Here is a 22,722-nt window from a genome sequence, read left to right as displayed (position 1 = left end):
ATGTGCGGTAATCGCACTTTTATTCGTTGTTCGCACAAAATGTGACCCGCTTAACGATGCTGGTCAAGGGCGATAATCGAAATATGGTGCGATAATCGAACATCGTGTATGTTTAACGAAAGAATGTGATCGACGGCAAATACGGAGAAGAAAATGGAGAAGCATCCAGATGATTTACTGACGGGCGATAGCGATCCGTTTAAGGGCGATCCGAACTTTATGGCTTCGCTGGCGCGCGGGCTGGAGGTGATCCAGGCGTTTACTCCGCAGCGCCCGCTGCTCTCAATTTCGCAGATCAGCCAAAAGACCGGTATTCCGCGCGCGGCGGTGCGCCGCTGCCTGTATACGCTGAGCAAACTGGGCTTTGTTTACGCCGAAGATGGTAAAAATTTCCAGCTGCGACCGAAAATTCTGGCGCTGGGCCACGCCTGGCTTGCCTCCACGCCGCTGGCGCGTTCGGCGCAGCCGGTGCTGAAGCATTTAAGCGAAATGCTCAATGAGTCCTGCTCCATCGCCACTCTCGACGGCGACGACATTCTTTATATCGCTCGCGCGTCGAGTTCGCGCATTATGACCATCGATCTCGACATCGGCAGCCGCCTGCCCGCCTGGGCGACCTCCATGGGACGCGTGCTGCTGAGCTATCAGCCGGAGGAGAAGCTGAACGATATGCTGGGCCGGGTCACGATGATTCGCTATACCCCGCAAACCGTTGATTCGGTTGCAAAGCTGCGTACCGAACTTAAGCGCGTGCACCAGCAGGGCTACGCGCTTAACGATCAGGAGCTCGAGATGGGGTTGCGCTCGCTGGCGGTGCCGCTCTTTAACCCTCAGGGGCAGATTCAGGCGGCGCTGAACGTCGGCGTACACGCCGGGCAGGTCTCCACGCACGAGATGCTGGAGCGGGTGTTACCCGAGCTACAGAAAGCAGCCCGGGAACTGACGCTGTTGATGCGCTAGCGGCTATGCTTGGCGTGGCGCTCCCAGTTTTCCTGCTTTGCCTCCGCCGATTTCCGCAGGGCCACGTAGCAGGCGCCGCTGCCGCCGTGGTGCGGTAACGCCGCGCAGAACGCCTGGACTTCCGGGAGTTCCACCAGCCAGCGCGCCAGGTAGCTGCGGATAATATTGGCGTGCGCGTTATCGTCGCGCCCTTTGCCATGCACGATCAGCACATTACGCAGCCCCTCTTTTTGCGCCTGGACCACAAAAGCAAACAGATTCTGTCGGCACTTCTCCACCGGCTGGCGCAGCAGATTGAGGCTTGCCTGCTGGCCGTATTTGCCGCGCCGGAGCTTCTCCAGTACGCCGCTTTGCAGACCTTCCCGCTTAAACTCAAGGGCGGTTGCCAGCGGCACAATATCGAGATAGCCGGTGGTCAGAAAGTTATCCAGCTGCAGGGGATCAATCCGCTGCGCGGCGCGAGTATTGCGCGCGGGGTGCCAGTGAACGTCGTGATTATGTTTCAGAGGCTGAACGTCCTCCATGGCGCCAAGAAATAGGGATTTGTCGTCAAGGTTCATGCGCGCTCCTCCAGCTACTACCGGGTGGTTACTATAGCCGTCTCGCGGCGCCTCCTCAACGCGTTTAGCCACCTCTGCGCGATTATGGAAATAGTTGTCGGCTCTGACGACGAAACAGCGTGATTAATGACGCGGTTAAGGGCGTTTGCCGCGTATCGCGGCGCTGAATCAGAAAATAGGTGGCTTTGGGTAACGCTTCTCGAATGGGGATCATCACCAGCTTATCCGCCATCATCGGGTCGTTGCCAAGTTCGACCGGCAGAATGCTGAGAAAATCGCTTTTCACCACCAGGCTAATGCACGAAGAGAAGGTCTCACAAACGATATCCACCTTTGGCGCCAGTCCGGCCTGGTTAAACATCTCCTGCAGCTGTTTGAAGTAGCTGCCGCGCGGCGTCGGCATCGTCCAGTGGTGATCGAGCAGCTCGGTCAATGAAGTGACGTGTGCCGCCGGGTGACCGGCGCGGGCGAATACCGCGAAGGGTTTCTCAAATAGCTTCTCAAAGCTGAATTCATGATCGTAGGGGCCGGGATAGTAAGTATTGATGGTGAAATCCAGCTCACCCTGGCGCAGTTCATTAATCATCGCCAGCAGCTGTCCTTCCATAATCCGCACCTTCACCAGCGGATGCTGCTGATGAAAGCGGCAAATAACCGAAGGCATCAGCGAACGCGCTACGCTGGCGCCAAGGCCGATATTAATCTGCCCGGCCTGCTCGCCCTGACGTTGCAGCAATTCATCCTGCGCCACCCGCAGCTCTTCCAGGATCAGGCTCGCATGTTGATAAAAGCTTTCGCCATTTTCGGTCAGCGCCACCCCCTGGCTACGACGGACAAACAGCTGCGCGGAGAGCCCCTCTTCCAGCTCTTTAATCGCTTTGGTCAACGCCGGCTGCGAAATCGCCAACGCCCGGCTGGCGCCGCGAATACTTCCTTCGCGCGCGACCTCAACGAAGGCGCGAATGTGGTGAAATTTAATCTGAAATGACATGTTGTGAGCGATAACCAGTGTTTATCAGACAGAAGAAAATGACATCTACTGTAATCGATCGTGCTGTGGCAGGTTAAGGATGAGAGTGCATGAAAGTGATGAGTGATAAGTAAAGGCTATCACTTCGTGAACACCATCACAGTTTTTGCTTATAACGGGAAAGGTTATGCCGCAACTTTATGATTTCATCAACCAGCTGGCGCCAAAAATGACCGAATGGCGTCGCGATTTTCACCTGCATGCGGAATCCGGCTGGCTGGAGTTCCGCACCGCCAGCAAAGTGGCGGAAGTATTAGACGGTCTGGGTTATCAGCTGGCGCTGGGGCGCGACGTTATCGATGCCGATAGCCGTATGGGCCTGCCTGATGAAGAGACCCTGGCACAGGCGTTCCAGCGCGCCCGCGCGCAGGGTGCGCCTGAACGCTGGCTACCGGCGTTTGAGGGCGGCTTCGCCGGAGTGGTGGCGACCCTCGATACCGGGCGGCCGGGGCCGACGCTGGCGTTTCGCGTCGACATGGATGCGCTCGATCTCAACGAGCAGCATGACGATAGTCACCGCCCGCATCGCGATCGTTTTGCCTCCTGCAACGACGGTATGATGCATGCCTGCGGCCACGACGGTCACACCGCAATCGGGCTGGGTCTGGCGCACGTGCTGAAGGAGTATGCCGCGCAGCTCAACGGGACGATCAAGCTGATTTTCCAGCCGGCGGAAGAAGGTACCCGCGGCGCGCGCGCCATGGTCGCGGCGGGCGTACTTGATGAGGTGGATTACTTTACCGCCATTCATATCGGTACCGGCGTCCCTGTCGGCACCGTCGTCTGCGGCGGCGATAACTTTATGGCCACCACCAAATTTGATGTGCAGTTCAGCGGCGTCGCCGCCCACGCTGGCGGTAAACCGGAAGATGGCCGTAACGCGCTACTGGCGGCGGCCCAGGCCGCCCTTGCCCTGCACGCCATCGCGCCGCACAGCGCCGGGGCATCAAGGGTTAACGTCGGCGTCATGCAGGCCGGTACCGGGCGTAACGTGGTTCCCTCCTCCGCGCTATTAAAAGTCGAAACCCGTGGCGAAACGGATGCCATTAACCAGTACGTCTTTGAGCGGGCTAAACAGGCGATCGCCGGCGCGGCGACCATGTATGAAGCCAGTTACCAGCTGCAGCTGATGGGCGCGGCCACCTCCAGCGCCCCGTCGCCGGCGTGGGTGGACTATCTGCGCCAGCAGACGGCCCAGGTCCCCGGCGTTAAACAGGCTGTCGATCGTATCGCTGCCCCGGCGGGTTCAGAGGATGCCACTCTGATGATGGCCCGGGTCCAGGAGCGCGGCGGTCTCGCCTCATACATGATATTCGGCACGGAATTGAGCGCCGGTCATCACAATGAAAAATTCGATTTCGACGAGAACGTGATGACCCTGGCCGTCGAAACGTTAGCACGCGTCGCCCTGAACTTTCCCTGGCAGCGAGGTGTGTAATGGAACACGTTTATCAATTTGTCGATGACGTTATTGAGGGGCGGCGCAACGATTTTTGCGCCATTGCCGATGATATCTGGGACCATCCGGAAACCCGCTTTCAGGAGTTCTGGTCCGCTGCGCGTTTGGCCGATGCGCTGGAAGCGGAAGGCTTTCAATTGACCCGCAATGCCGGCGGGATCCCTAACGCCTTTATCGCCAGCTTCGGCGTGGGCCAACCGGTGATTGCCCTCCTCGGCGAATTTGACGCCCTGGCGGGGCTCAGCCAGCAGGCCCACTGCGCGGAACCCGCGTCTCCGACGCCGGGAGAAAACGGCCACGGGTGCGGGCATAATCTGCTTGGTACGGCGGCGTTCGCCGCCGCGCTCGCCGCCAGGAACTGGCTGGAGCAACAGGGCGGCGCCGGCACGCTTCGCTTCTATGGCTGCCCCGGCGAGGAAGGCGGCTCGGGGAAAACCTTCATGGTCCGCGAGGGGTTATTCGATGACATCGATGCCGCCCTGACCTGGCATCCGGAAGCCTGGGCCGGGATGTTCAGCACCCGCACCCTTGCCAACATTCAGGCGGCGTGGCGGTTTACCGGCACCGCGGCGCACGCGGCAAACTCGCCGCATTTGGGCCGCAGCGCGCTGGATGCCGTGACGCTGATGACCACCGGCAGCAACTTCCTTAACGAACATATTATCGAAAAGGCGCGGGTGCACTACGCCATCACCGATACCGGCGGCGTCTCTCCCAACGTTGTCCAGGCGCAGGCGGAGGTGCTGTATCTCATTCGCGCGCCGGAAATGGCCGACGCGCAGCAAATCTTCGCCCGGATCGAGAAAATCGCCCAGGGCGCGGCGTTGATGACCGAGACCCGCGTCAGCTGTCGCTTCGAAAAAGCCTGTTCCAGCTATCTGCCCAACCGCACGCTGGAAGCGGCGATGTATCAGGCGGTTTGCCATTACGGCACGCCGCCCTGGAGCGCGGAAGAGCGCGCATTCGCCGCCGAAATTCGCGCAACCTTGAGCGCGAACGATATCAATAACAGCCTGAAAAACATTGCCGACACCGGCGGCGAGGACGGGAAAGCGTTCGCCCGCCGCCACCGCGAAACGCGCCTGATCGATGAAGTGGCGCCGTGGGCGGCAACGGACAACATCCTTGCGGGCTCTACCGACGTCGGCGACGTGAGCTGGAAAGCCCCCGTGGCCCAGTGCTTCAGCCCCTGTTTTGCCGTCGGGACGCCGCTGCACTCCTGGCAACTGGTGAGCCAGGGCAGAACCTCCATCGCCCACAAAGGGATGCTGCTGGCGGGGAAAGTGCTGGGCGCGACGGCCATTCGTCTGTTCAGCGACAGGGCGCTACTGACCGCCAGCCAGCAGGAACTGGCGCAGGTCTTAGCCGAAAGGCCCTACCGGTGCCCCATTCCACAGGAGGTCAAGCCTTCGATTTTAAAATAATAAAAGCCCCGTGGATGGAGTACGGCAACGCGGTAATCGCCAAAAAACAACGGCTGACACGCCCAGGGGTAAAGAGACAACCAACACAACAACGACAACTGAGGAACGCCCATGAGTATGTCATCCATACCGTCGCCTTCCCCCACCGGTAAGCTTTATGGCTGGGTTGAAAAAATAGGTAACAAGGTCCCGCATCCGTTTTTACTGTTTATCTATCTGATTGTGGCGTTAATGGTCGCCACCGCCATCCTGTCGGCGCTGAACGTCGGGGTACAGAACCCCACCGACGGCTCGCGAGTGGTGGTGAAAAATTTGCTTAGCATTGAAGGATTGCACTGGTTTTTACCGAACGTCATTAAGAACTTCAGCGGTTTCGCGCCGCTGGGGGCCATTCTGGCTCTGGTGCTGGGGGCCGGTTTTGCGGAACGAGTGGGCCTGCTGCCTTCGCTGATGGTGAAAATGTCATCCCACGTTAGCGCCCGTTACGCCAGCTATATGGTGCTATTTATCGCCTTCTTTAGCCACATCTCTTCCGATGCCGCGCTGGTGATTATGCCGCCGCTGGGCGCCCTGATGTTCCTCGCCGTCGGCCGCCACCCGGTGGCCGGGCTGCTGGCGGCCATCGCCGGCGTCGGCTGCGGCTTCACGGCAAATCTGCTCATCGTCACCACCGACGTCCTGCTCTCTGGCATCAGCACCGAAGCGGCAAAAACCCTTGACGCCTCGCTCCACGTCAGCGTGATTGATAACTGGTATTTTATGGCAACCTCAGTGATCGTTCTCACGCTGGTTGGCGGATTGATTACCGATAAACTGGTGGAACCGCGGTTAGGGCAATGGCAAGGCAACAGCGATGAAACGCTGCAGACGTTGACGACGGAACAGCGCTTCGGCCTGCGCGTGGCCGGCGTGGCCGCGCTGTTATTCGTGGCGGCGATCGCGCTGATGGTCGTGCCGGAAAACGGTATCCTGCGCGATCCCATCAAGCATACCGTGATGCCTTCGCCGTTTATAAAAGGGATCGTCCCGCTCATTATCTTTTTCTTCTTCGTCGTTTCACTGGCCTACGGCATCGCCACCGGCAAAATTCGCCGCCAGGCCGACTTGCCTCAGCTGATGATTGAGCCGATGAAAGAGATGGCAGGTTTTATCGTGATGGTCTTCCCGCTGGCCCAGTTCGTCGCCATGTTCAACTGGAGCAATATGGGGAAATTTATGGCCGTCGGCTTGACGGATCTGCTGGAGAGCGCGGGAATGAACGGCGTACCGGCGTTTGTCGGCCTGGCGCTGCTATCCGCCTTTTTGTGTATGTTTATCGCCAGCGGTTCGGCAATCTGGTCGATTCTGGCGCCGATTTTCGTGCCGATGTTTATGCTGCTGGGCTTTCACCCGGCATTCGCGCAGATTCTGTTTCGCATCGCCGACTCATCGGTGCTGCCGCTGGCGCCGGTATCGCCGTTTGTGCCGCTATTTCTCGGCTTCTTACAGCGCTACCGGCCCGACGCTAAGCTGGGAACCTACTACTCGCTGGTCTTGCCTTATCCATTAATATTCCTTGCCGTCTGGCTACTGCTGCTGGTTGGCTGGTACCTCGTGGGGCTGCCCATCGGACCGGGTATTTATCCGCGATTACCTTAACGTCGCGACAGGCCAGGGAAGGCCACAAAAACGTTAACGCCAGGTCGTGCGGTTACTGATGACTTTATACAGTCCTTCAATCGCCAAAGCGATCAGATGAATTACTAAGCCGCTGATAATCACAATTACAACGCCAGTCATCATATATTGCATATCACCACCTTTGTTGGTAAAAACCCGCGCAGAAACGCCGGGAAATCATGGACTCTAGGAAAGCCAGTCTGTTTATCTGCCGCGCCGGATGGTTGCCGGTGAATTCGCCGCCGGATAAAGGTAGCAAAATCGCCTTGCCAACGCGTCTGCGAGTGAATGTAAAAATAAACATCGCTTTCCTCACCTCATAATTAATAGTCCATGCTGACCCTGTTTGTTGACCTTTTCGGAGTATGGTTTGCCCACATCGCGTCGTGCTATGGTGATGCCCTGCCAAAATAACCTCGCTGAAGGAGGACCGATGCTAACGCTGTTGCAAGATAAAATTGACACCCCGCTGGGGCCGCTGTGGGTGATTTGCGATGAGCAGTTTAACCTGCGGGCCGTTGAGTGGGATCAGCACCGCGACCGCATGGAACAACTGCTGGATGTGCATTATCGCCGTGAAGGCTACCAACGCGTTGATTCGCGTAATCCCGGTAACCTGAGCCGTAAGCTTAGCGATTACTTCGCGGGCGATCTCGCCGTTATCGACACCTTACCTACCGCCACCGGCGGGACGCCGTTTCAGCGGGAAGTCTGGCAAACGCTGCGCACCATCCCCTGCGGCCAGGTCATGCACTACGGTCAGCTCGCGGAGGCGCTGGGACGTCCGGGCGCGGCGCGCGCCGTGGGTGCCGCCAACGGTTCAAATCCTGTCAGTATTGTGGTGCCCTGCCACCGGGTGATCGGGCGTAACGGCACCATGACGGGTTACGCCGGCGGCGTGCAGCGAAAAGAGTGGCTATTGCGTCACGAAGGCTATCTGCTCCTTTGACCGTAAGTGCCTTTTCTGGAATCTTCCGGTAATTTTACAATCCAATATCGCCAGATAACTTATTCATAATCAATGAGATAAAATGGGTAACTGATTTACCCTTTTAATATTACGTGTTTCAGGGGTTCGAGACTTACCTGCTCACCAAAAAGATGTTAAAATTGACCAATATCAATTAAAGCCTGAGCAGACTTATGATCCCGGAAAAGCGAATTATACGACGCATTCAGTCTGGCGGTTGTGCAATCCATTGCCAGGATTGCAGCATTAGCCAGCTTTGCATCCCTTTTACTCTGAACGAGCATGAGCTTGACCAGCTTGATAACATCATCGAGCGGAAAAAGCCTATCCAGAAAGGACAGACCTTGTTCAAAGCCGGTGATGAGCTGAAATCGCTGTATGCAATTCGTTCTGGCACCATTAAAAGCTACACCATCACCGAACAGGGCGATGAGCAGATCACCGGTTTTCATCTGGCCGGCGATTTGGTCGGCTTTGACGCTATCGGCACCGCCCACCACCCGAGCTTTGCCCAGGCGCTGGAAACCTCAATGGTCTGCGAGATTCCGTTTGAAACGCTGGACGACCTCTCCGGTAAGATGCCGAACCTGCGTCAGCAGATGATGCGTCTGATGAGCGGCGAGATCAAAGGCGATCAGGATATGATCCTGCTGCTTTCCAAAAAGAACGCAGAGGAGCGCCTGGCGGCCTTTATCTACAATCTGTCCCGCCGTTTCGCGCAGCGCGGCTTCTCGCCGCGTGAGTTCCGCCTCACCATGACCCGTGGCGATATCGGCAACTATCTGGGCCTGACGGTAGAAACCATCAGCCGCCTGCTGGGACGTTTCCAGAAAAGCGGTATGCTGGCGGTTAAAGGCAAATATATCACCATCGAAAACAGCGACCTGCTGGCGCAGCTTGCTGGCCAGGCCCGCAACGTCGCCTGATAGTCCTCCCGTATCCGGCCGGATCGCGAATTTTTTTCTAATTTGTTGATCTGGCCAGGCTCATCCCCTGTTTCATTTCATCCATATAGGTTATCTTTTTAATACAGACTGTAGTTACAGTTGTAAGGAGACCCTGTATGGCGAAGTATCAGAACATGCTGGTAGTAATCGACCCCAATCAGGACGACCAGCCTGCATTGCGGCGCGCGGTGTATCTGCACCAACGGATTGGTGGCCGCATCAAAGCCTTTTTGCCGATCTATGATTTTTCTTATGAGATGACCACCCTGCTCTCCCCCGACGAACGCACGGCCATGCGCCAGGGCGTCATCGGCCAGCGTACCGCCTGGATCCGCGAGCAGGCAAAATTCTATATAGAGTCCGGCGTGCCCATTGATATTAAAGTGGTGTGGCACAATCGTCCCTTCGAAGCCATTATTCAGGAAATCATCAGCGACAAGCATGATTTAGTGCTGAAGATGGCGCACCAGCACGACAAGCTGGAAGCGGTGATTTTCACCCCAACGGACTGGCACCTGCTGCGTAAATGCCCATGCCCGGTCTGGATGGTCAAAGATCAGCCGTGGCCGGAAGGCGGTAAAGCGCTGGTGGCGGTCAATCTCGCCAGTGAAGAGAACTACCACAACGCGCTCAATGAAAAACTGGTCAGAGAAACCATTGAGCTGGCGGAACAGGTTAACCATACAGAGGTTCACCTGGTGGGCGCCTATCCCGTCACGCCCATCAATATCGCGATTGAGCTCCCTGATTTTGACCCCAGCGTCTATAACGACGCCATTCGCGGTCAGCATCTGCTGGCCATGAAAGCGCTGCGGCAAAAATTCGGTATCGATGAAGGCCGCACCCACGTTGAAAAAGGGTTACCTGAGGAGGTCATTCCCGACCTTTCAGAGCATCTTCAGGCGGGAATCGTGGTACTGGGTACGATTGGTCGAACCGGACTCTCGGCAGCCTTCCTCGGCAATACCGCTGAACAGGTTATTGACCACCTGCGCTGCGACCTGCTGGCTCTGAAGCCGGACCAGTACCAGACGCCGGTTGAGCTGGACGACGAAGAAGACGATTAGTCCGTTGACTTCATTCGTGGTAATAAGACGTCATCCCCCGCCCGCGCGGGGGATTTTTTTGCATCCCATTAACAAAAATAAAGGGCCATTTGGCCCCGATTTCAACAGCTTTGTGGGTAACGAAAACGTTAGTGGATACCTAAGCGCCAGGCGTGATCGATCTCTTCTTTAAGCTCCATGGACGAAAGCGCCATTAAATCGGCGAACTCAAGTTCCAGCAATTTCAGCTTTTTCAGATACTGCGCGGGGGTTAAAGCAGCGGGGTCACGGCGCAGAAATTCGATGGCCAGTTGCGTGGGGGTTAACTCGGTATCCATAACATCCTCAGTTTGGGTGAAAAACAGCCTATTGTAACACCTTCGCCTGATTATTTTATGAGCAAATAACCCCTTCGTTGCCTATATAAAAAAGCCGTCTCAGAAGAGACGGCTTAAGAAGCACAGGTTTTAAACGAGCAGGCCTTACAATGCTTTCAGAATCGCATCGACGCTGGCTTTGGCATCGCCAAACAGCATGTGGGTGTTCTCTTTAAAGAACAGCGGGTTTTGTACGCCAGCGTAGCCGGTGTTCATTGAACGTTTAAATACAATGACGTTCTGCGCTTTCCACACTTCCAGCACCGGCATACCGGCGATCGGGCTGCCCGGATCGTCCTGCGCGGCCGGGTTCACCGTGTCGTTAGCGCCGATGACCAGTACGGTGTCGGTATCGGAGAAATCATCGTTGATCTCATCCATTTCCAGCACGATGTCATACGGGACTTTCGCTTCCGCCAGCAGGACGTTCATATGGCCCGGCAGACGCCCGGCAACCGGATGAATACCGAAACGCACTTTGATTCCGCGCGCGCGCAGTCTCTCAGTGATTTCCGCGACCGGATACTGGGCCTGCGCAACCGCCATGCCGTAGCCCGGGGTGATGATGACCGACTGAGAACCTTTCAGCATCTCAGCGGTTTCTTCGGCGCTGATTTCACGGTGCTCGCCCACTTCTTCATCACCTGTGGACGCCGTGCCGTCAGAACCAAAACCGCCGGCAATCACGCTGAAGAACGAACGGTTCATCGCCTTACACATGATGTAGGACAGAATTGCACCGGAAGAACCTACCAGCGCACCGGTTACGATCAGCAGGTCGTTGCTGAGCATAAAGCCCGCCGCCGCCGCCGCCCAGCCGGAGTAGGAGTTCAGCATTGATACCACGACCGGCATATCCGCGCCGCCGATGGAGGCCACCAGGTGCCAGCCAAACGCCAGGGCAATCACGGTCATCACCAGCAGGCACAGTACCTGCATGCCAATGCTGTCGGTACGCACGAAAACGATCAGCAGCAGGAAAGAAATGACCAGCGCCGCCAGGTTTAGCTTATGACGGTTCGGCAGCATCAGCGGCTTAGAAGACATCTTGCCGCACAGCTTGCCAAACGCCACAACGGAACCCGTAAAGGTCACCGCGCCGATGAAGATACCGAGGAACACTTCGGTCAAATGAATATTGACCAGAATCTGTTCCATACCGGTTTCATGCTGCAGATAGCTGTTAAAGCCAACCAGTACCGCCGCCAGGCCCACGAAGCTGTGCAGAATCGCCACCAGCTCCGGCATCTCGGTCATTTCAACTTTCTTCGCCAGACGAATACCGATCGCGCCGCCGATAACCATCGCCAGCAGGATCCACGCGACGTTGCTGCTATCCGGCCCCAGAATGGTCGCCACCAGCGCAATCGCCATCCCGGCAATGCCGTAGTAGTTCCCCTGTTGGGAGGTTTCGTGTTTGGAAAGCCCCGCCAGGCTAAAAATAAACAGAATCGCGGCAACAATGTATGCAGCTGTAACTAATCCACCAGACATTTGTTACCCCTTATCCTTTGCGGAACATTTTCAGCATGCGCTGAGTGACGGTGAAACCACCAAAAATATTAATGCTGGCGATCAGCACCGCGATAAAGCTCAGGAAGCTGACCCAGCCGCCGTGGCCTATCTGTAACAATGCCCCTACCACGATAATGCCGGAAATCGCGTTAGTGACCGACATCAGCGGCGTATGCAGCGCATGGGAGACGTTCCATACGACGTAGTAACCGACCACGCAGGAGAGCGCGAAAACGGTAAAGTGGCCGAGGAACTCTTTCGGCGCCACGCTTGCCAGCCAGCCAAACAGAATAATCGCCAGCGCCATCAGCGCATACTTGCGCAGCGGCGAGCTCGGTTTCGCCTCTGCTTTTGGCGCTTCAACCTTTTTCGCTGCCGCCTGCGGCTGAGCAGATACCTGAATGGGTGGAGCGGGCCAGGTGATTTCACCCTCGCGAACCACGGTAACGCCGCGGATAACGACATCATCAAAATCGATAACGACATTGCCGTCTTTCTCTTTGCACAGCAGCTTAAGCAGGTTAACCAGGTTGGTGCCATACAGCTGTGAGGACTGCGTCGGCAGACGACCTGGGAGATCGATATAACCAATAATCTTCACGCCGTTGGCGGTGGTAACCACCTGACCCGGCACGGTGTATTCACAGTTGCCGCCGTTTTGCGACGCCAGGTCAACCACCACGCTGCCGGACTTCATGGAGTCAACCATCTCGCGGGTAATCAGCTTGGGCGCCGGTTTACCCGGAATCAGAGCGGTGGTAACGATGATGTCGACATCTTTGGCCTGCGCGGCAAAGAGCGCCATCTCGGCTTTGATAAAGGCTTCAGACATGACTTTGGCATAGCCGTCGCCGCTGCCCGCTTCCTCTTTAAAATCCAGCTCAAGGAACTCGGCGCCCATACTCTGCACCTGTTCTTTCACTTCCGGACGGGTATCAAACGCGCGGACAATTGCGCCGAGGCTGTTAGCCGCACCGATGGCCGCCAGACCGGCAACCCCGGCTCCGATAACCATCACCTTCGCTGGAGGAACCTTACCTGCCGCGGTGATCTGCCCGGTGAAGAAGCGGCCAAACTCGTGGGCGGCTTCAACGATCGCGCGATAGCCGGCGATGTTAGCCATCGAACTTAACGCATCCAGCGACTGAGCGCGCGAAATACGCGGTACTGAATCCATCGCCATCACGTTGATATTACGCGCCGCCAGTTTTTCCATCAGCTGCGGGTTTTGCGCCGGCCAGATGAAGCTGATGAGCGTCGTGCCGGGATTAAGCAGCAGGATCTCTTCGTCATCGGGCGCGTTCACTTTCAGAATGACGTCGGACTGCCAGACGTCATCGCCGCTAACGATCTCCGCTCCAGCCTGAACGAAGGCCTCGTCGTCGAAACTGGCCAGCTTACCTGCGCCGCTTTCTACCGCGACGCTGAACCCGAGTTTCAGCAGCTGCTCCACCGTTTTCGGCGTGGCGGCGGCCCGGGTTTCCAGGGCTAGTCTCTCTTTTGGTACACCAATACGCATAGTTTTCCCTTCCATCGGTTTTTGATGATGGTTTACTTTTCTTACAAACGACCGTCGCGAAGGCGGATGAACGTGCCTTCCAACATATGTCTGAAAAAATAAAACAGTAACAAACTTTTTATAACCTACTGAAAATACCGATTGTGATCTACAGCAATAAAACAGAAATTTTGATTTTATTGGTAAAACGCACGGCTAACCGTGCCAGGCAGCAATATTTACCTTATTTTTATGCCAGCGCCTGATAATCCGCTTGGCAGAGGGGTTAATTCACCATTTATCGCCGTCTTGATCATCGCATTAACATTACGTTAACTTATGAAAGTGATATCGATTATCGATTTTGCTGGTCAAGCGGCTGTTTTTTCAACATATCGAAAAATGTTATATTTCTGCAGTATACGTTTAGGGCGACAACTGAAAATTGACGCAGACAGTCACTCACGATAAATGCAATAATCAAATGTTTTCAGTCAACAACAATACCAGTACATGGTTTGCGCAAGGCAAAGGATTATTTTTATGAAGCTTAAGAACTCACTCCTGGCGTCTGCTCTTCTGGCTACAACCGCGTTGTCTGCCCATGCAGCGACCGAGCTGACTCCGGAGCAGGCGGCAGCGCTGAAGCCCTACGATCGCGTAGTGGTTACCGGCCGTTTTAACGCCATTGGCGACGCAGTGCAGGCCGTTTCCCGTAAAGCGGACAAAGAAGGCGCAGCATCCTTTTATGTTGTCGACACGTCTGATTTTGGCAGCGGCGGCAACCTGCGCGTAACGGCCGATTTTTATAAAGAAAATGCCCCGCAGGCCGACGCGCCGAAAAATCGTGTGATTAACGGCGTAATGGAATTACCGAAGGACCAGGCCGTCGAGCTGGAGCCGTTTGATACCGTCACCGTACAGGGCTTCTACCGCAGCCAGCCGGAAGTTAACGACGCCATCACCAAAGCCGCTAAGGCCAAGGGCGCCGCCTCCTTCTTTATCGTGCGCCAGGTTGATGCCAACCAGGGCGGCAACCAGCGCATCACCGCCTATATCTACAAAGCCGATGCCAAAAAACGCGTTCTGCAAAGCCCGGACGCTATCCCGGCAGATTCAGAAGCCGGTCGCGCTGCGCTGGCTGAAGGCGGAGAAGCCGCGAAGAAAGTGGAGATCCCGGGCGTAGCGACCACCGCAGCGGTCGGTTCCGGCACCGGCGTAGGCCGCTTCTTTGAAACGCAATCATCTAAAGGCGGGCGTTACACCGTCACTCTGCCGGACGGTACCAAAGTCGAGGAAGTGAACAAAATCACCGCCGCGCAGATGGTGCCATACGACAGCATCAAGTTCACCGGTAACTACGGTAACATGACGGAAATCTCCTACCAGACGGCTAAGCGCGCGGCTAAGAAAGGCGCGAAGTACTACCACATTACCCGCCAGTGGCAGGAGCGCGGTGGCAACATCACCATCAGCGCCGACCTGTATAAATAACGGCGTCTGAGCTGAACAAAAAGGCGGCGATCTGCCGCCTTTTTTCTTTTTTTCATTTCTCGCCATTGCATGCATACAAAACACTCCGTAAAATCCCGCGCCTTAGCGCAATCCTCCATTTTTATGCGATTTCGCCAAATAAATATTCTTAGTTTGATGATTGTCACCTCGGGAATGCAATGGAAAAGAAACTGGGCCTTAGCGCCCTGACCGCGCTGGTTCTCAGCTCAATGCTGGGTGCAGGCGTATTCAGCCTGCCGCAAAATATGGCAGCCGTCGCCAGCCCTTCCGCACTGCTTATCGGCTGGGGTATCACCGGCGTGGGGATCCTGTTCCTCGCCTTTGCCATGCTGCTGCTCACCCGCATTCGCCCCGAACTCGACGGCGGTATTTTTACCTACGCCCGGGAAGGCTTTGGCGAGTTGATAGGCTTCTGCTCCGCCTGGGGCTACTGGCTGTGCGCGGTTGTTGCCAATGTCTCTTATCTGGTTATCGTCTTCTCTGCGCTAAGCTTCTTTACCGATACCCCCGAGCTGCGCCTGTTTGGCGACGGCAACACCTGGCAATCCATCGTCGGCGCCTCCGTCCTGCTGTGGATTGTCCATTTCCTGGTGCTGCGCGGTGTACAAACGGCCGCGGGTATCAACCTGGCCGCGACGCTGGCCAAACTGCTGCCCCTCGGCGCGTTTATCGCGCTGGCCGCCATCGCGTTTCGTATGGAGACATTCCGCCTGGATTTCAGCGGCCTGGCGCTGGGCGTACCGGTATGGGAGCAGGTGAAAAACACCATGCTGATCACCCTGTGGGTTTTTATCGGCGTCGAAGGCGCGGTGGTTGTTTCCGCACGCGCGCGTAATAAACAGGATGTTGGCCGCGCGACGCTGCTGGCAGTACTCTCCGCGCTGGCGGTCTATCTGCTGGTGACGCTTCTCTCGTTAGGCGTCGTGCCGCGTAGCGAGCTGGCGGAAATACGCAACCCCTCAATGGCCGGGCTGATGGTCAACATGATGGGCTCATGGGGGGAGATTGTTATTGCCGCCGGGCTGATTATTTCCGTCTGCGGCGCGTATCTGAGCTGGACCATTATGGCGGCGGAGGTGCCCTATCTGGCAGCAACGCATAAAGCCTTCCCGCGCCTGTTTGCCCGGACCAATAAAAACAATGCCCCGTCGGCTTCGCTGTGGCTCACCAACGTCAGCGTACAGGCTTCGCTGGTATTGATTTGGCTTACCGGCTCAGATTACAACACGCTGCTGACCATCGCCTCTGAGATGATCCTGGTGCCCTACTTTCTCGTCGGCGCATTTTTGCTGAAGATTGCTGAGCGCCCGCTACACAAGGCCGTCGGTGTCGGTGCCTGTATTTATGGCTTATGGTTATTATATGCGTCCGGCCCTGTGCATTTATTGTTGTCAGTGATACTTTACGCTCCGGGTCTTCTGGTTTTCCTGTATGCCCGTCGTACACACCAGCACGATCGCCCGCTCAAACGCCGTGACCTGGCATTAATTGGTTTTTTGCTGGTTGCCGCCGTACCGGCAACGTGGATGTTGGTAGGGTAAGCGGTTACCCTGCCGCTGAACTCAAAGGAGATACCCATGGCTGATATCCAGCCTCGTCCAATCCTGATTACCGGCGGGGGCCGTCGTATCGGCCTCGCCCTGGCCCGCCATTTTCTGGCCCGGCAGCAGCCCGTTATTATCAGCTACCGCACCTGGTATCCCGCCATCGACGCGCTGCGTGAAGCGGGCGCCGTTTGTCTGCACGCGGATTTCAGCACTGACGATAGCATTCTGGCGTTCGCCGAAGAGGTGAAGGCGCACGCCGGCAGCGGTCTGCGCGCCATCATCCATAACGCCAGCGGCTGGATGGCGGAAAAGCCCGGGGTGCCGTTAACCACGGTGCTCGCCAGCATGATGCAAATTCACGTCAACGCCCCCTACTTGCTCAACCATGCCCTGGAGAGCCTGCTGCGCGGCCACGGCCATGCGGCCAGCGACATTATCCATATCACCGACTACGTTGTGGAGCGCGGCAGCGACAAACACATTGCCTACGCCGCCAGCAAAGCGGCGCTGGATAATATGAGCCGCTCGTTCGCCCGCAAGCTGGCGCCGGAAATTAAGGTCAATGCTATCGCCCCTTCGCTGATTTTATTTAACGAAGGCGATGACGCGGAATACCGCAAGCAGGCGCTTGATAAATCGCTGATGAAAATCGCGCCGGGTGAAAAAGAGATCAGCGACCTGATCGAATACCTGTTCAGCAGCCGCTACGTGACCGGTCGCTCATTTGCCGTCGACGGCGGCCGCCATCTACGCTAGTGGAAACGGCTCCAGCCGATAATTAACAGCCACGCGCAGAGGCTCCAGCACCCCACTGCGCCTGCCAGAGCGAACGGCAGGCGCATAACGCCGGTGAAATACCATAGCGAGAGCAAATAGATAAAGTACGGAATGATCGACCACATCCCGAATACGATGGTGGTTCGCAGCGCTTCGATCCCCCGCTCACTGGCAACGATATAGTTCGCGATCAGGGCGAAAGTCGGAAAGAGCGGAATCAACCCGGCGATATAGTAGTTCTTCGTTTTAGACAGCACGCCAATCAGGACAACGACCAGCGCGCCGAGCAGCGCTTTTATCAACAACCCCATACCTTTTGCCTTAACATTTAAACAACAAGACCCCGCAGCATAACGGAAGCGCCGACAATTATAAACGCGCAAGAGCGGCCGATACCGTGTAGAAGCAAAAGACCTATTTTTTAGCGGTCTCATCACTGACGCCAGCCCCTATGCCGAATATCCGCAGCTGGTATTAAACGTACGCAAGGATGATATCCCTGGCAAGCGAGCACGTTATTCGAAGACCGTTTTCGCTGCCTTAAAAACCCTTCGGCTAAATACACACATTAAACCGAAAAGAGAATATTTTTTCTGATTGTTGAGTTATACGTATAACATATTATTTTTCGTATTTTTAGATACAAATCAAATTAGCCTATTTTCGGCTCATCTCCCCCTCACGTATTTACACAGATTTTAAAACCTGAAGCGCTTTACTGACGGGCATTTACAAAAAATCCAACTCAATAACTGCACCGCTTCAGTGCAGCTAGTGATCTGCACTAAATGATTCAAATCAATACTAGCGAAATAGCTTAAAAGTTGTTAATTGATATGGTTGATTTTTATCATAAGGGGTTATTTTGAAATTATTCTTTTTGCGCAAATCCTGAATAAGCGCACATAGCCATTTTTTAGCAAAATGGTTAAATAAAACCAATTATTTTGATTTACATCAATATAAAACCGATTTCACAAGGAAGCATACTTTGCCGTTAATAACAGGCACGGTAGTAGATATGATCGTAATTATATGATTTTACAATCTTTCGATCTGTTCCTGATATCCGCAACAGAATTTTATTCTGTTCACAATCCTCAACGCAGCCATTTAGTTCAGCTCATGCCAGTTTTTCGAATCTTTTACTTGTTGCTATTATCATTACTAGTATTAGACACTCATCTGATTGTTATTATTTTATATTAATCAGCATCAGAACCAGTTAAAGGAATCTCCATGTTCGGACCTGCTTCACGCAAAGTAAAAATGGCCATGAACTTCATCAAAATATATTCATCAACGCGAAAATGCTCGTAAATTACCGGAGAGCGTCAAGCATGCAGTGGAATATTGAAAATAGCCTTGTATGTCCTGTAACAGGAACAGGTTTTTCAGTTGCGGCAAGTGCCAAAAATCTGAAATTAATTATTTGGTATAGTGGAGATTATTTTTTGAGCATTGGTTCGGTTATTAACATCACACAAAATGAAGTTTTCATTAATGGTGTACCCGGCGATTTGCAGGTTATTCATGCTTTCCCCTATACGGAAAATTTGTGGTCAACATTTTCAAAGAATATTGAATGCCCCGGTAATCAGAACCCGATGCTGCTCATCTGCAATCGAAGAAGCCTCTGCAAATTCGCCTTGTGCCCCTACGGCGCCAGGCAAAAGAGGCCGCAATAAGGCTTCCCCATCATTCGCGCTAGCGTACCGGTACTTATTTTCCCGGCGGGCATAGGCTGTCCTGACAGTCCGTGCCCACATTGTGCCGCACCCTGTTCCCTGAATGCGCAAAGCTTCTGCTCGTATCTGAATCATTGTCTGGCTCCGCAAAGAATAGTCCTGAACCGCAGCTCCGGGAATCATAGCGAATTTCATGGCTAATATATAGCTCATATTAATGTCCGGATGGTTTACAATGGCGGTAGCGAATGAATAGGCACCTGACTTCAGATGCGGAATGCGCCACCTCAGCCGCGATGCAGGTAAAAAGATTCAAGCGATTAAAAGATGAGTGCAAGCATACACAATATGAATAAAATTGTTTTCGTTGAGGATGATGCCGAGGTCGGCGCACTGATTGCGGCCTACCTTGGCAAACACGATATGGACGTGGTGGTAGAACCGCGCGGCGATCGGGCGGAAGAGGTTATCGCGCGCGAAAAGCCGGACCTGGTGCTGCTGGATATCATGCTGCCGGGTAAAGACGGTATGACGCTGTGCCGCGATTTACGCGGCCAGTGGCAGGGGCCGATCGTATTGCTCACTTCACTGGACAGCGATATGAACCATATTCTCTCACTCGAAATGGGCGCCAGCGATTATATCCTGAAAACCACGCCGCCCGCGGTGCTGTTAGCTCGCCTGCGCCTGCATTTGCGCCAGCATATCGCCGTGCCGGACGGCAGCGTCCCCTCCTCGCTCACCCCGCATAAAGCGATCGCTTTTGGCTCCCTGAGTATCGACCCGGTGAATAGACAGGTGATGCTCGGCGGCGAAAGCGTCGCCTTATCCACAGCGGATTTCGATCTCCTGTGGGAGTTAGCGACCCATGCTGGACAAATTATGGATCGGGACGCGTTATTAAAAAATCTGCGCGGCGTCAGCTACGATGGTATGGACCGCAGCGTCGATGTCGCCATCTCGCGGCTGCGTAAAAAGCTTCTCGATAATGCGACTGAGCCATATCGTATCAAAACGGTACGCAATAAAGGTTACCTGTTCGCCCCGCACGCCTGGGACAATTAATTCAGGCATATGGCGATGGAATAGCTGTTTGTGCGGAGTTAGCCGTCAGAGCCAATTCAACCTCCTGTTGATTATTTTTAAAACAGGTGGGTGAAATTGCTTTTCCCACGCAAAACCCGCGCTTCACCGCGCGGCGCGCCTCACGACTTGCCGGGCGGGTGATACTCTTTTGCAGACAATCAACGGAAAACATTCTACTGTGGAGTGATAGCGCTGGCGCCTGGCCAGTATCGACACCCGTCGTGAGTATAGAGATTCACACCTTCAGTGGGTTGGGATAACCGGAATATCTACTGCACGGGAGCATCTATATGTTGAACGATCTCAGCAGCGATGAAAGCAAAAGACGCGCGGCTATTGACCTGTTAAAAAACGCGGACGAAGGGCGAGACGAAGCGTTAAAAAAATACACTCATCTGGTCTGCCAGTTGCTAAAAATGCCAATGAGTTTTGTGTCAATCCTTGACGATGAAAAGCAGTACATCAAATCCGCTCAGAATATCGCCCCCACGGACACCAGCCTGGGCGGAGCATTTTGCGAACAGACCCTGAAACAGGGTGAGACTTTCCTTTGTCCTGATACGCATCAGCACCCGATCTTTCATCGCGATCGGGCGGTCACAGAAGCGCCATTCATTCGCTTTTATGCAGGATGCCCGCTGAAAACCCGCGATGGAGTGACCGTGGGTACCTTGAGTATCTTAGATACGCAACCCAGGGCACTTTCAGATGAGCAGATCGCTATTTTTAAGGCGCTGGCCGAGCTGATATCGGATTTCTTAGCTTCCTGGCACTCAGTGGGGTATATCGACGTCGTCACGCTTTTACCCAATCGGCAGCGCCTGCTCAAGGACATTGAGGTATCGGCTGAGGGTACTTTCAGGCTGGTCATTATTGACTGCATTGATATGCCATTTGCCTACGAGATGGCCCGCTCATTGGGGATGCTGGCCGTAGAGAATTTGCTTCGTGACATGACCGTCGCGCTGCAGGCACGCCTGCCCATGGCGAGCAAACTTTACGCCGTAGCGGTGGGACGCTTTGCCTTTTTCACCCCGGAACCCATGGCGCTGTCATTGGAGGGTATCGCACTACGTCTTCAGGGAACCCAGGCCAGGATCGGCCCGGACGTTCCCCTGGATTTGAATATTCACATGGGTGATTCCGGTATTTGCGATAGCTCCCTGACGCCAAATGAAATTCTGCGGCGCGCGGTGAGCGCACTGCATGAAGCGATAAGCCAGGGGCACCGTTTTACGACCTATAATGACGCACTGGACATCCGCAAGAAGCGAGATTTCAGCCTGCTGACCGAACTCAGGCAAACGCTGCAGGGAAACCAGGGGTTATATCTGGTCTTTCAGCCAAAAATTTCGCTGACGACGGGAGACGTGACGGGCGCTGAAGCCTTGATAAGATGGAAGCATCCTGTCAATGGCGAAGTGCTGCCGGGTGAATTTATTCCGCTGGTCGAAAAGACTAGCCTGATGCGCGAACTCTCGGCCTGGGTTATCGATCATACTATCGCGCAGCTGAGTGACTGGCGGGATCGGGGGCTTTCTCTTCCCGTCTCAATTAATCTCGCCGCCAGCGATTTTTCTCGACCCGATTTCGCTCGGGAGCTTGAGCAGAAACTGCGGGAGGCGTGTCTTGACCCAGCCCTGCTGGGGGTGGAGTGTCTGGAGACTGAGAAGATGCTTGAAAGTCCGGCCGCGCTGAACGGACTGGACATGCTCAAAAACCGCGGGTTTAAAATTTCTCTGGATGACTTTGGCTCGGGATACAGCAACATTAATTACCTGCGGCAAATCCCGCTGGACATCATCAAACTCGACCGGTCTATTGTGAGGCATATAGTCCATGAGAAAGCCAGCCGCATTATTGTGCACAACGTTATCAGGCTCCTCAAGCAGCTCGATTACGTCGTCCTTGCCGAAGGCGTCGAGGATCTCGAAACGGTTGAGATTTTACGCAGCCTGGGCTGCGATGAGGTTCAGGGATATTTTTTTGCCCGGCCGATGGTCTCCGTTGATTTTGCCGCATGGTATCGCGCCAGAAAGGCAGACCTGGGAAAGCAATCCTGAGACGAACGACTCTTTACAATGTTCTTTCAGTATATGAACCAATCCAGCGATAAAGACGCGCAACGGGCGCTGCACTGAGGAACACGATATGACTATCTTTTACCAATTGACTGCCACCAGCCTGCACGGCCAGCCCATCTCAATGGCTGACTATGCTGGCAAGCTCGTTCTGGTAGTCAATACCGCCAGCCACTGTGGCTTCACGCCACAATATGCAGGGCTGGAAGCGCTCTACGCGAAATACGCTGCTCAGGGGCTGATAGTGCTTGGTTTCCCCTGCAACCAGTTTGGTAAGCAGGAGCCCGGCGGCGTCGATGACATCGAGCAGACCTGTAGGGTCAATTACGGTGTGAGCTTCCCGATGTTCGAGAAAGTGGAGGTCAACGGCGCCGGCGCGCACCCGCTGTTTCGTTACCTGAAAGATGAGTTACCCGGCGTACTGGGCGGGCGGATCAAATGGAACTTCACGAAGTTCTTGATCGGTCGCGACGGCACCCCTCTCACGCGTTTCGCGCCGTTCACTACCCCGGAGAAAATGGAGGCCGCCATCCTTGCCGCACTAAAGATTTAAATCTTTTGCCTCCCTGACCGCTGCCTGTGC

Annotated in this window: 20 protein-coding genes; 14 read left to right on the top strand and 6 right to left on the bottom strand. The window is 54.9% G+C overall.

All coding sequences use genetic code 11. The features are described from left to right. Positions 1 to 153: 153 nt before the first annotated feature. Positions 154 to 960: an IclR family transcriptional regulator C-terminal domain-containing protein gene (locus tag ACESQ2_RS07770; protein ID WP_004851343.1), complete on the top strand. Its 807-nt coding sequence runs from the start codon at positions 154 to 156 to the stop codon at positions 958 to 960. On the opposite strand, the gene smrA is transcribed toward ACESQ2_RS07770, so the two are convergent. Continuing rightward, on the bottom strand, positions 957 to 1,520 hold the full coding sequence (gene smrA, locus ACESQ2_RS07765; protein WP_004851345.1) for a DNA endonuclease SmrA: 564 nt from the start codon (positions 1,518 to 1,520) through the stop codon (positions 957 to 959). The two genes, ACESQ2_RS07770 and smrA, sit on opposite strands and share 4 nt — an antisense overlap. 82 nt (positions 1,521 to 1,602) lie before the next feature. After that, on the bottom strand, positions 1,603 to 2,511 hold the full coding sequence (locus tag ACESQ2_RS07760) for a LysR family transcriptional regulator (protein WP_014229560.1): 909 nt from the start codon (positions 2,509 to 2,511) through the stop codon (positions 1,603 to 1,605). Positions 2,512 to 2,677: 166 nt separating this feature from the next. Here ACESQ2_RS07760 and ACESQ2_RS07755 point away from each other — a divergent pair, with 166 nt between their 5' ends. The 6 genes from ACESQ2_RS07755 (at position 2,678) to uspE (ending at position 10,076) form a co-directional block, all read left to right on the top strand. Then, positions 2,678 to 3,988, top strand: coding sequence for a M20 family metallo-hydrolase (locus ACESQ2_RS07755; protein ID WP_373170278.1), 1,311 nt, complete (start codon positions 2,678 to 2,680; stop codon positions 3,986 to 3,988). After that, positions 3,988 to 5,433 (top strand): M20 family metallopeptidase, encoded by a 1,446-nt coding sequence (locus ACESQ2_RS07750; protein ID WP_373170277.1) that lies wholly within the window; start codon positions 3,988 to 3,990, stop codon positions 5,431 to 5,433. Before ACESQ2_RS07755 ends, ACESQ2_RS07750 begins: the two co-directional genes overlap by 1 nt. Before the next feature lie 111 nt (positions 5,434 to 5,544). Next, positions 5,545 to 7,071 carry a p-aminobenzoyl-glutamate transporter gene (gene abgT, locus ACESQ2_RS07745; protein WP_373170276.1) on the top strand — a complete coding sequence of 509 codons (1,527 nt, stop codon included), beginning with the start codon at positions 5,545 to 5,547 and terminating at the stop codon, positions 7,069 to 7,071. A gap of 454 nt (positions 7,072 to 7,525) precedes the next feature. After that, on the top strand, positions 7,526 to 8,041 hold the full coding sequence (gene ogt, locus ACESQ2_RS07740) for a methylated-DNA--[protein]-cysteine S-methyltransferase (RefSeq protein WP_014229564.1): 516 nt from the start codon (positions 7,526 to 7,528) through the stop codon (positions 8,039 to 8,041). Between the two features lie 194 nt (positions 8,042 to 8,235). Then, complete coding sequence (gene fnr / locus ACESQ2_RS07735) at positions 8,236 to 8,988, top strand: fumarate/nitrate reduction transcriptional regulator Fnr (protein WP_004851364.1); 753 nt, start codon at positions 8,236 to 8,238, stop codon at positions 8,986 to 8,988. A 137-nt stretch (positions 8,989 to 9,125) separates the two neighbouring features. Further along, complete coding sequence (gene uspE / locus ACESQ2_RS07730; protein ID WP_004851366.1) at positions 9,126 to 10,076, top strand: universal stress protein UspE; 951 nt, start codon at positions 9,126 to 9,128, stop codon at positions 10,074 to 10,076. Positions 10,077 to 10,204: 128 nt separating this feature from the next. Here the strand turns inward: uspE and ACESQ2_RS07725 are convergent, their stop codons facing one another. The 3 genes from ACESQ2_RS07725 to pntA all read right to left on the bottom strand — a co-directional run bounded on the left by ACESQ2_RS07725 (position 10,205) and on the right by pntA (position 13,466). Next, positions 10,205 to 10,393: a YdiH family protein gene (locus tag ACESQ2_RS07725; protein WP_004102581.1), complete on the bottom strand. Its 189-nt coding sequence runs from the start codon at positions 10,391 to 10,393 to the stop codon at positions 10,205 to 10,207. A 144-nt stretch (positions 10,394 to 10,537) separates the two neighbouring features. Then, a complete protein-coding gene (gene pntB / locus ACESQ2_RS07720) occupies positions 10,538 to 11,926 on the bottom strand; it encodes a Re/Si-specific NAD(P)(+) transhydrogenase subunit beta (protein WP_004851370.1) in 1,389 nt (462 codons plus the stop codon). A 10-nt stretch (positions 11,927 to 11,936) separates the two neighbouring features. Then, on the bottom strand, positions 11,937 to 13,466 hold the full coding sequence (gene pntA, locus ACESQ2_RS07715) for a Re/Si-specific NAD(P)(+) transhydrogenase subunit alpha (RefSeq protein ID WP_373170275.1): 1,530 nt from the start codon (positions 13,464 to 13,466) through the stop codon (positions 11,937 to 11,939). 522 nt (positions 13,467 to 13,988) lie between these two features. Here pntA and ydgH point away from each other — a divergent pair. The 3 genes from ydgH (at position 13,989) to folM (ending at position 17,263) form a co-directional block, all read left to right on the top strand. Continuing rightward, positions 13,989 to 14,939, top strand: a complete 951-nt coding sequence (ydgH, locus tag ACESQ2_RS07710) for a DUF1471 family protein YdgH (RefSeq protein ID WP_014229567.1) — start codon at positions 13,989 to 13,991, stop codon at positions 14,937 to 14,939. Positions 14,940 to 15,118: 179 nt separating this feature from the next. Further along, entirely contained in the window at positions 15,119 to 16,501 is a 1,383-nt protein-coding gene (locus ACESQ2_RS07705; RefSeq protein ID WP_014229568.1) for an amino acid permease, read from the top strand. Positions 16,502 to 16,537: 36 nt separating this feature from the next. Beyond that, positions 16,538 to 17,263 (top strand): dihydromonapterin reductase, encoded by a 726-nt coding sequence (gene folM / locus ACESQ2_RS07700; protein WP_014838648.1) that lies wholly within the window; start codon positions 16,538 to 16,540, stop codon positions 17,261 to 17,263. Here folM and ACESQ2_RS07695 read toward each other — a convergent pair. Continuing rightward, a complete protein-coding gene (locus ACESQ2_RS07695) occupies positions 17,260 to 17,595 on the bottom strand; it encodes a GlpM family protein (RefSeq protein ID WP_014229570.1) in 336 nt (111 codons plus the stop codon). The two genes, folM and ACESQ2_RS07695, sit on opposite strands and share 4 nt — an antisense overlap. 1,029 nt (positions 17,596 to 18,624) lie before the next feature. Here ACESQ2_RS07695 and iraM point away from each other — a divergent pair. The 4 genes from iraM (at position 18,625) to ACESQ2_RS07675 (ending at position 22,692) form a co-directional block, all read left to right on the top strand. Next, positions 18,625 to 18,972, top strand: a complete 348-nt coding sequence (iraM, locus tag ACESQ2_RS07690; protein ID WP_014229571.1) for an anti-adapter protein IraM — start codon at positions 18,625 to 18,627, stop codon at positions 18,970 to 18,972. Positions 18,973 to 19,320: 348 nt separating this feature from the next. Continuing rightward, a complete protein-coding gene (gene rstA, locus ACESQ2_RS07685; protein WP_004851385.1) occupies positions 19,321 to 20,037 on the top strand; it encodes a two-component system response regulator RstA in 717 nt (238 codons plus the stop codon). Positions 20,038 to 20,348: 311 nt separating this feature from the next. Continuing rightward, on the top strand, positions 20,349 to 22,121 hold the full coding sequence (locus tag ACESQ2_RS07680) for an EAL domain-containing protein (protein ID WP_373170274.1): 1,773 nt from the start codon (positions 20,349 to 20,351) through the stop codon (positions 22,119 to 22,121). Positions 22,122 to 22,209: 88 nt separating this feature from the next. After that, the gene (locus ACESQ2_RS07675; RefSeq protein ID WP_224259942.1) at positions 22,210 to 22,692 is read left to right on the top strand and encodes a glutathione peroxidase; all 483 of its coding nucleotides are present in this window, start codon (positions 22,210 to 22,212) and stop codon (positions 22,690 to 22,692) included. Positions 22,693 to 22,722: the final 30 nt, after the last annotated feature.

Source organism: Klebsiella sp. Q11 (genome assembly GCF_964241505.1).
In the GTDB taxonomy this organism is placed as follows: Bacteria; Pseudomonadota; Gammaproteobacteria; order Enterobacterales; family Enterobacteriaceae; genus Klebsiella; species Klebsiella michiganensis.
The sequence above is the reverse complement of the archived record's forward strand: the minus strand, read 5'-3'. Positions and strand labels throughout refer to the sequence as shown.

What these genes read in the sequence shown, in the direction of transcription:
- iraM (WP_014229571.1), top strand. Translation starts at nt 18,625, where the DNA reads ATGCAGTGGAATATTGAAAATAGCCTTGTATGTCCTGTAACAGGAACA.
- ACESQ2_RS07755 (WP_373170278.1), top strand. Translation starts at nt 2,678, where the DNA reads ATGCCGCAACTTTATGATTTCATCAACCAGCTGGCGCCAAAAATGACC.
- ACESQ2_RS07675 (WP_224259942.1), top strand. Translation starts at nt 22,210, where the DNA reads ATGACTATCTTTTACCAATTGACTGCCACCAGCCTGCACGGCCAGCCC.
- pntA (WP_373170275.1), bottom strand. Translation starts at nt 13,466, where the DNA reads ATGCGTATTGGTGTACCAAAAGAGAGACTAGCCCTGGAAACCCGGGCC.
- ACESQ2_RS07725 (WP_004102581.1), bottom strand. Translation starts at nt 10,393, where the DNA reads ATGGATACCGAGTTAACCCCCACGCAACTGGCCATCGAATTTCTGCGC.
- ACESQ2_RS07760 (WP_014229560.1), bottom strand. Translation starts at nt 2,511, where the DNA reads ATGTCATTTCAGATTAAATTTCACCACATTCGCGCCTTCGTTGAGGTC.
- uspE (WP_004851366.1), top strand. Translation starts at nt 9,126, where the DNA reads ATGGCGAAGTATCAGAACATGCTGGTAGTAATCGACCCCAATCAGGAC.
- ACESQ2_RS07750 (WP_373170277.1), top strand. Translation starts at nt 3,988, where the DNA reads ATGGAACACGTTTATCAATTTGTCGATGACGTTATTGAGGGGCGGCGC.
- abgT (WP_373170276.1), top strand. Translation starts at nt 5,545, where the DNA reads ATGAGTATGTCATCCATACCGTCGCCTTCCCCCACCGGTAAGCTTTAT.
- pntB (WP_004851370.1), bottom strand. Translation starts at nt 11,926, where the DNA reads ATGTCTGGTGGATTAGTTACAGCTGCATACATTGTTGCCGCGATTCTG.
- fnr (WP_004851364.1), top strand. Translation starts at nt 8,236, where the DNA reads ATGATCCCGGAAAAGCGAATTATACGACGCATTCAGTCTGGCGGTTGT.
- ACESQ2_RS07680 (WP_373170274.1), top strand. Translation starts at nt 20,349, where the DNA reads ATGTTGAACGATCTCAGCAGCGATGAAAGCAAAAGACGCGCGGCTATT.
- folM (WP_014838648.1), top strand. Translation starts at nt 16,538, where the DNA reads ATGGCTGATATCCAGCCTCGTCCAATCCTGATTACCGGCGGGGGCCGT.
- smrA (WP_004851345.1), bottom strand. Translation starts at nt 1,520, where the DNA reads ATGAACCTTGACGACAAATCCCTATTTCTTGGCGCCATGGAGGACGTT.
- ACESQ2_RS07695 (WP_014229570.1), bottom strand. Translation starts at nt 17,595, where the DNA reads ATGGGGTTGTTGATAAAAGCGCTGCTCGGCGCGCTGGTCGTTGTCCTG.
- rstA (WP_004851385.1), top strand. Translation starts at nt 19,321, where the DNA reads ATGAATAAAATTGTTTTCGTTGAGGATGATGCCGAGGTCGGCGCACTG.
- ACESQ2_RS07770 (WP_004851343.1), top strand. Translation starts at nt 154, where the DNA reads ATGGAGAAGCATCCAGATGATTTACTGACGGGCGATAGCGATCCGTTT.
- ydgH (WP_014229567.1), top strand. Translation starts at nt 13,989, where the DNA reads ATGAAGCTTAAGAACTCACTCCTGGCGTCTGCTCTTCTGGCTACAACC.
- ogt (WP_014229564.1), top strand. Translation starts at nt 7,526, where the DNA reads ATGCTAACGCTGTTGCAAGATAAAATTGACACCCCGCTGGGGCCGCTG.
- ACESQ2_RS07705 (WP_014229568.1), top strand. Translation starts at nt 15,119, where the DNA reads ATGGAAAAGAAACTGGGCCTTAGCGCCCTGACCGCGCTGGTTCTCAGC.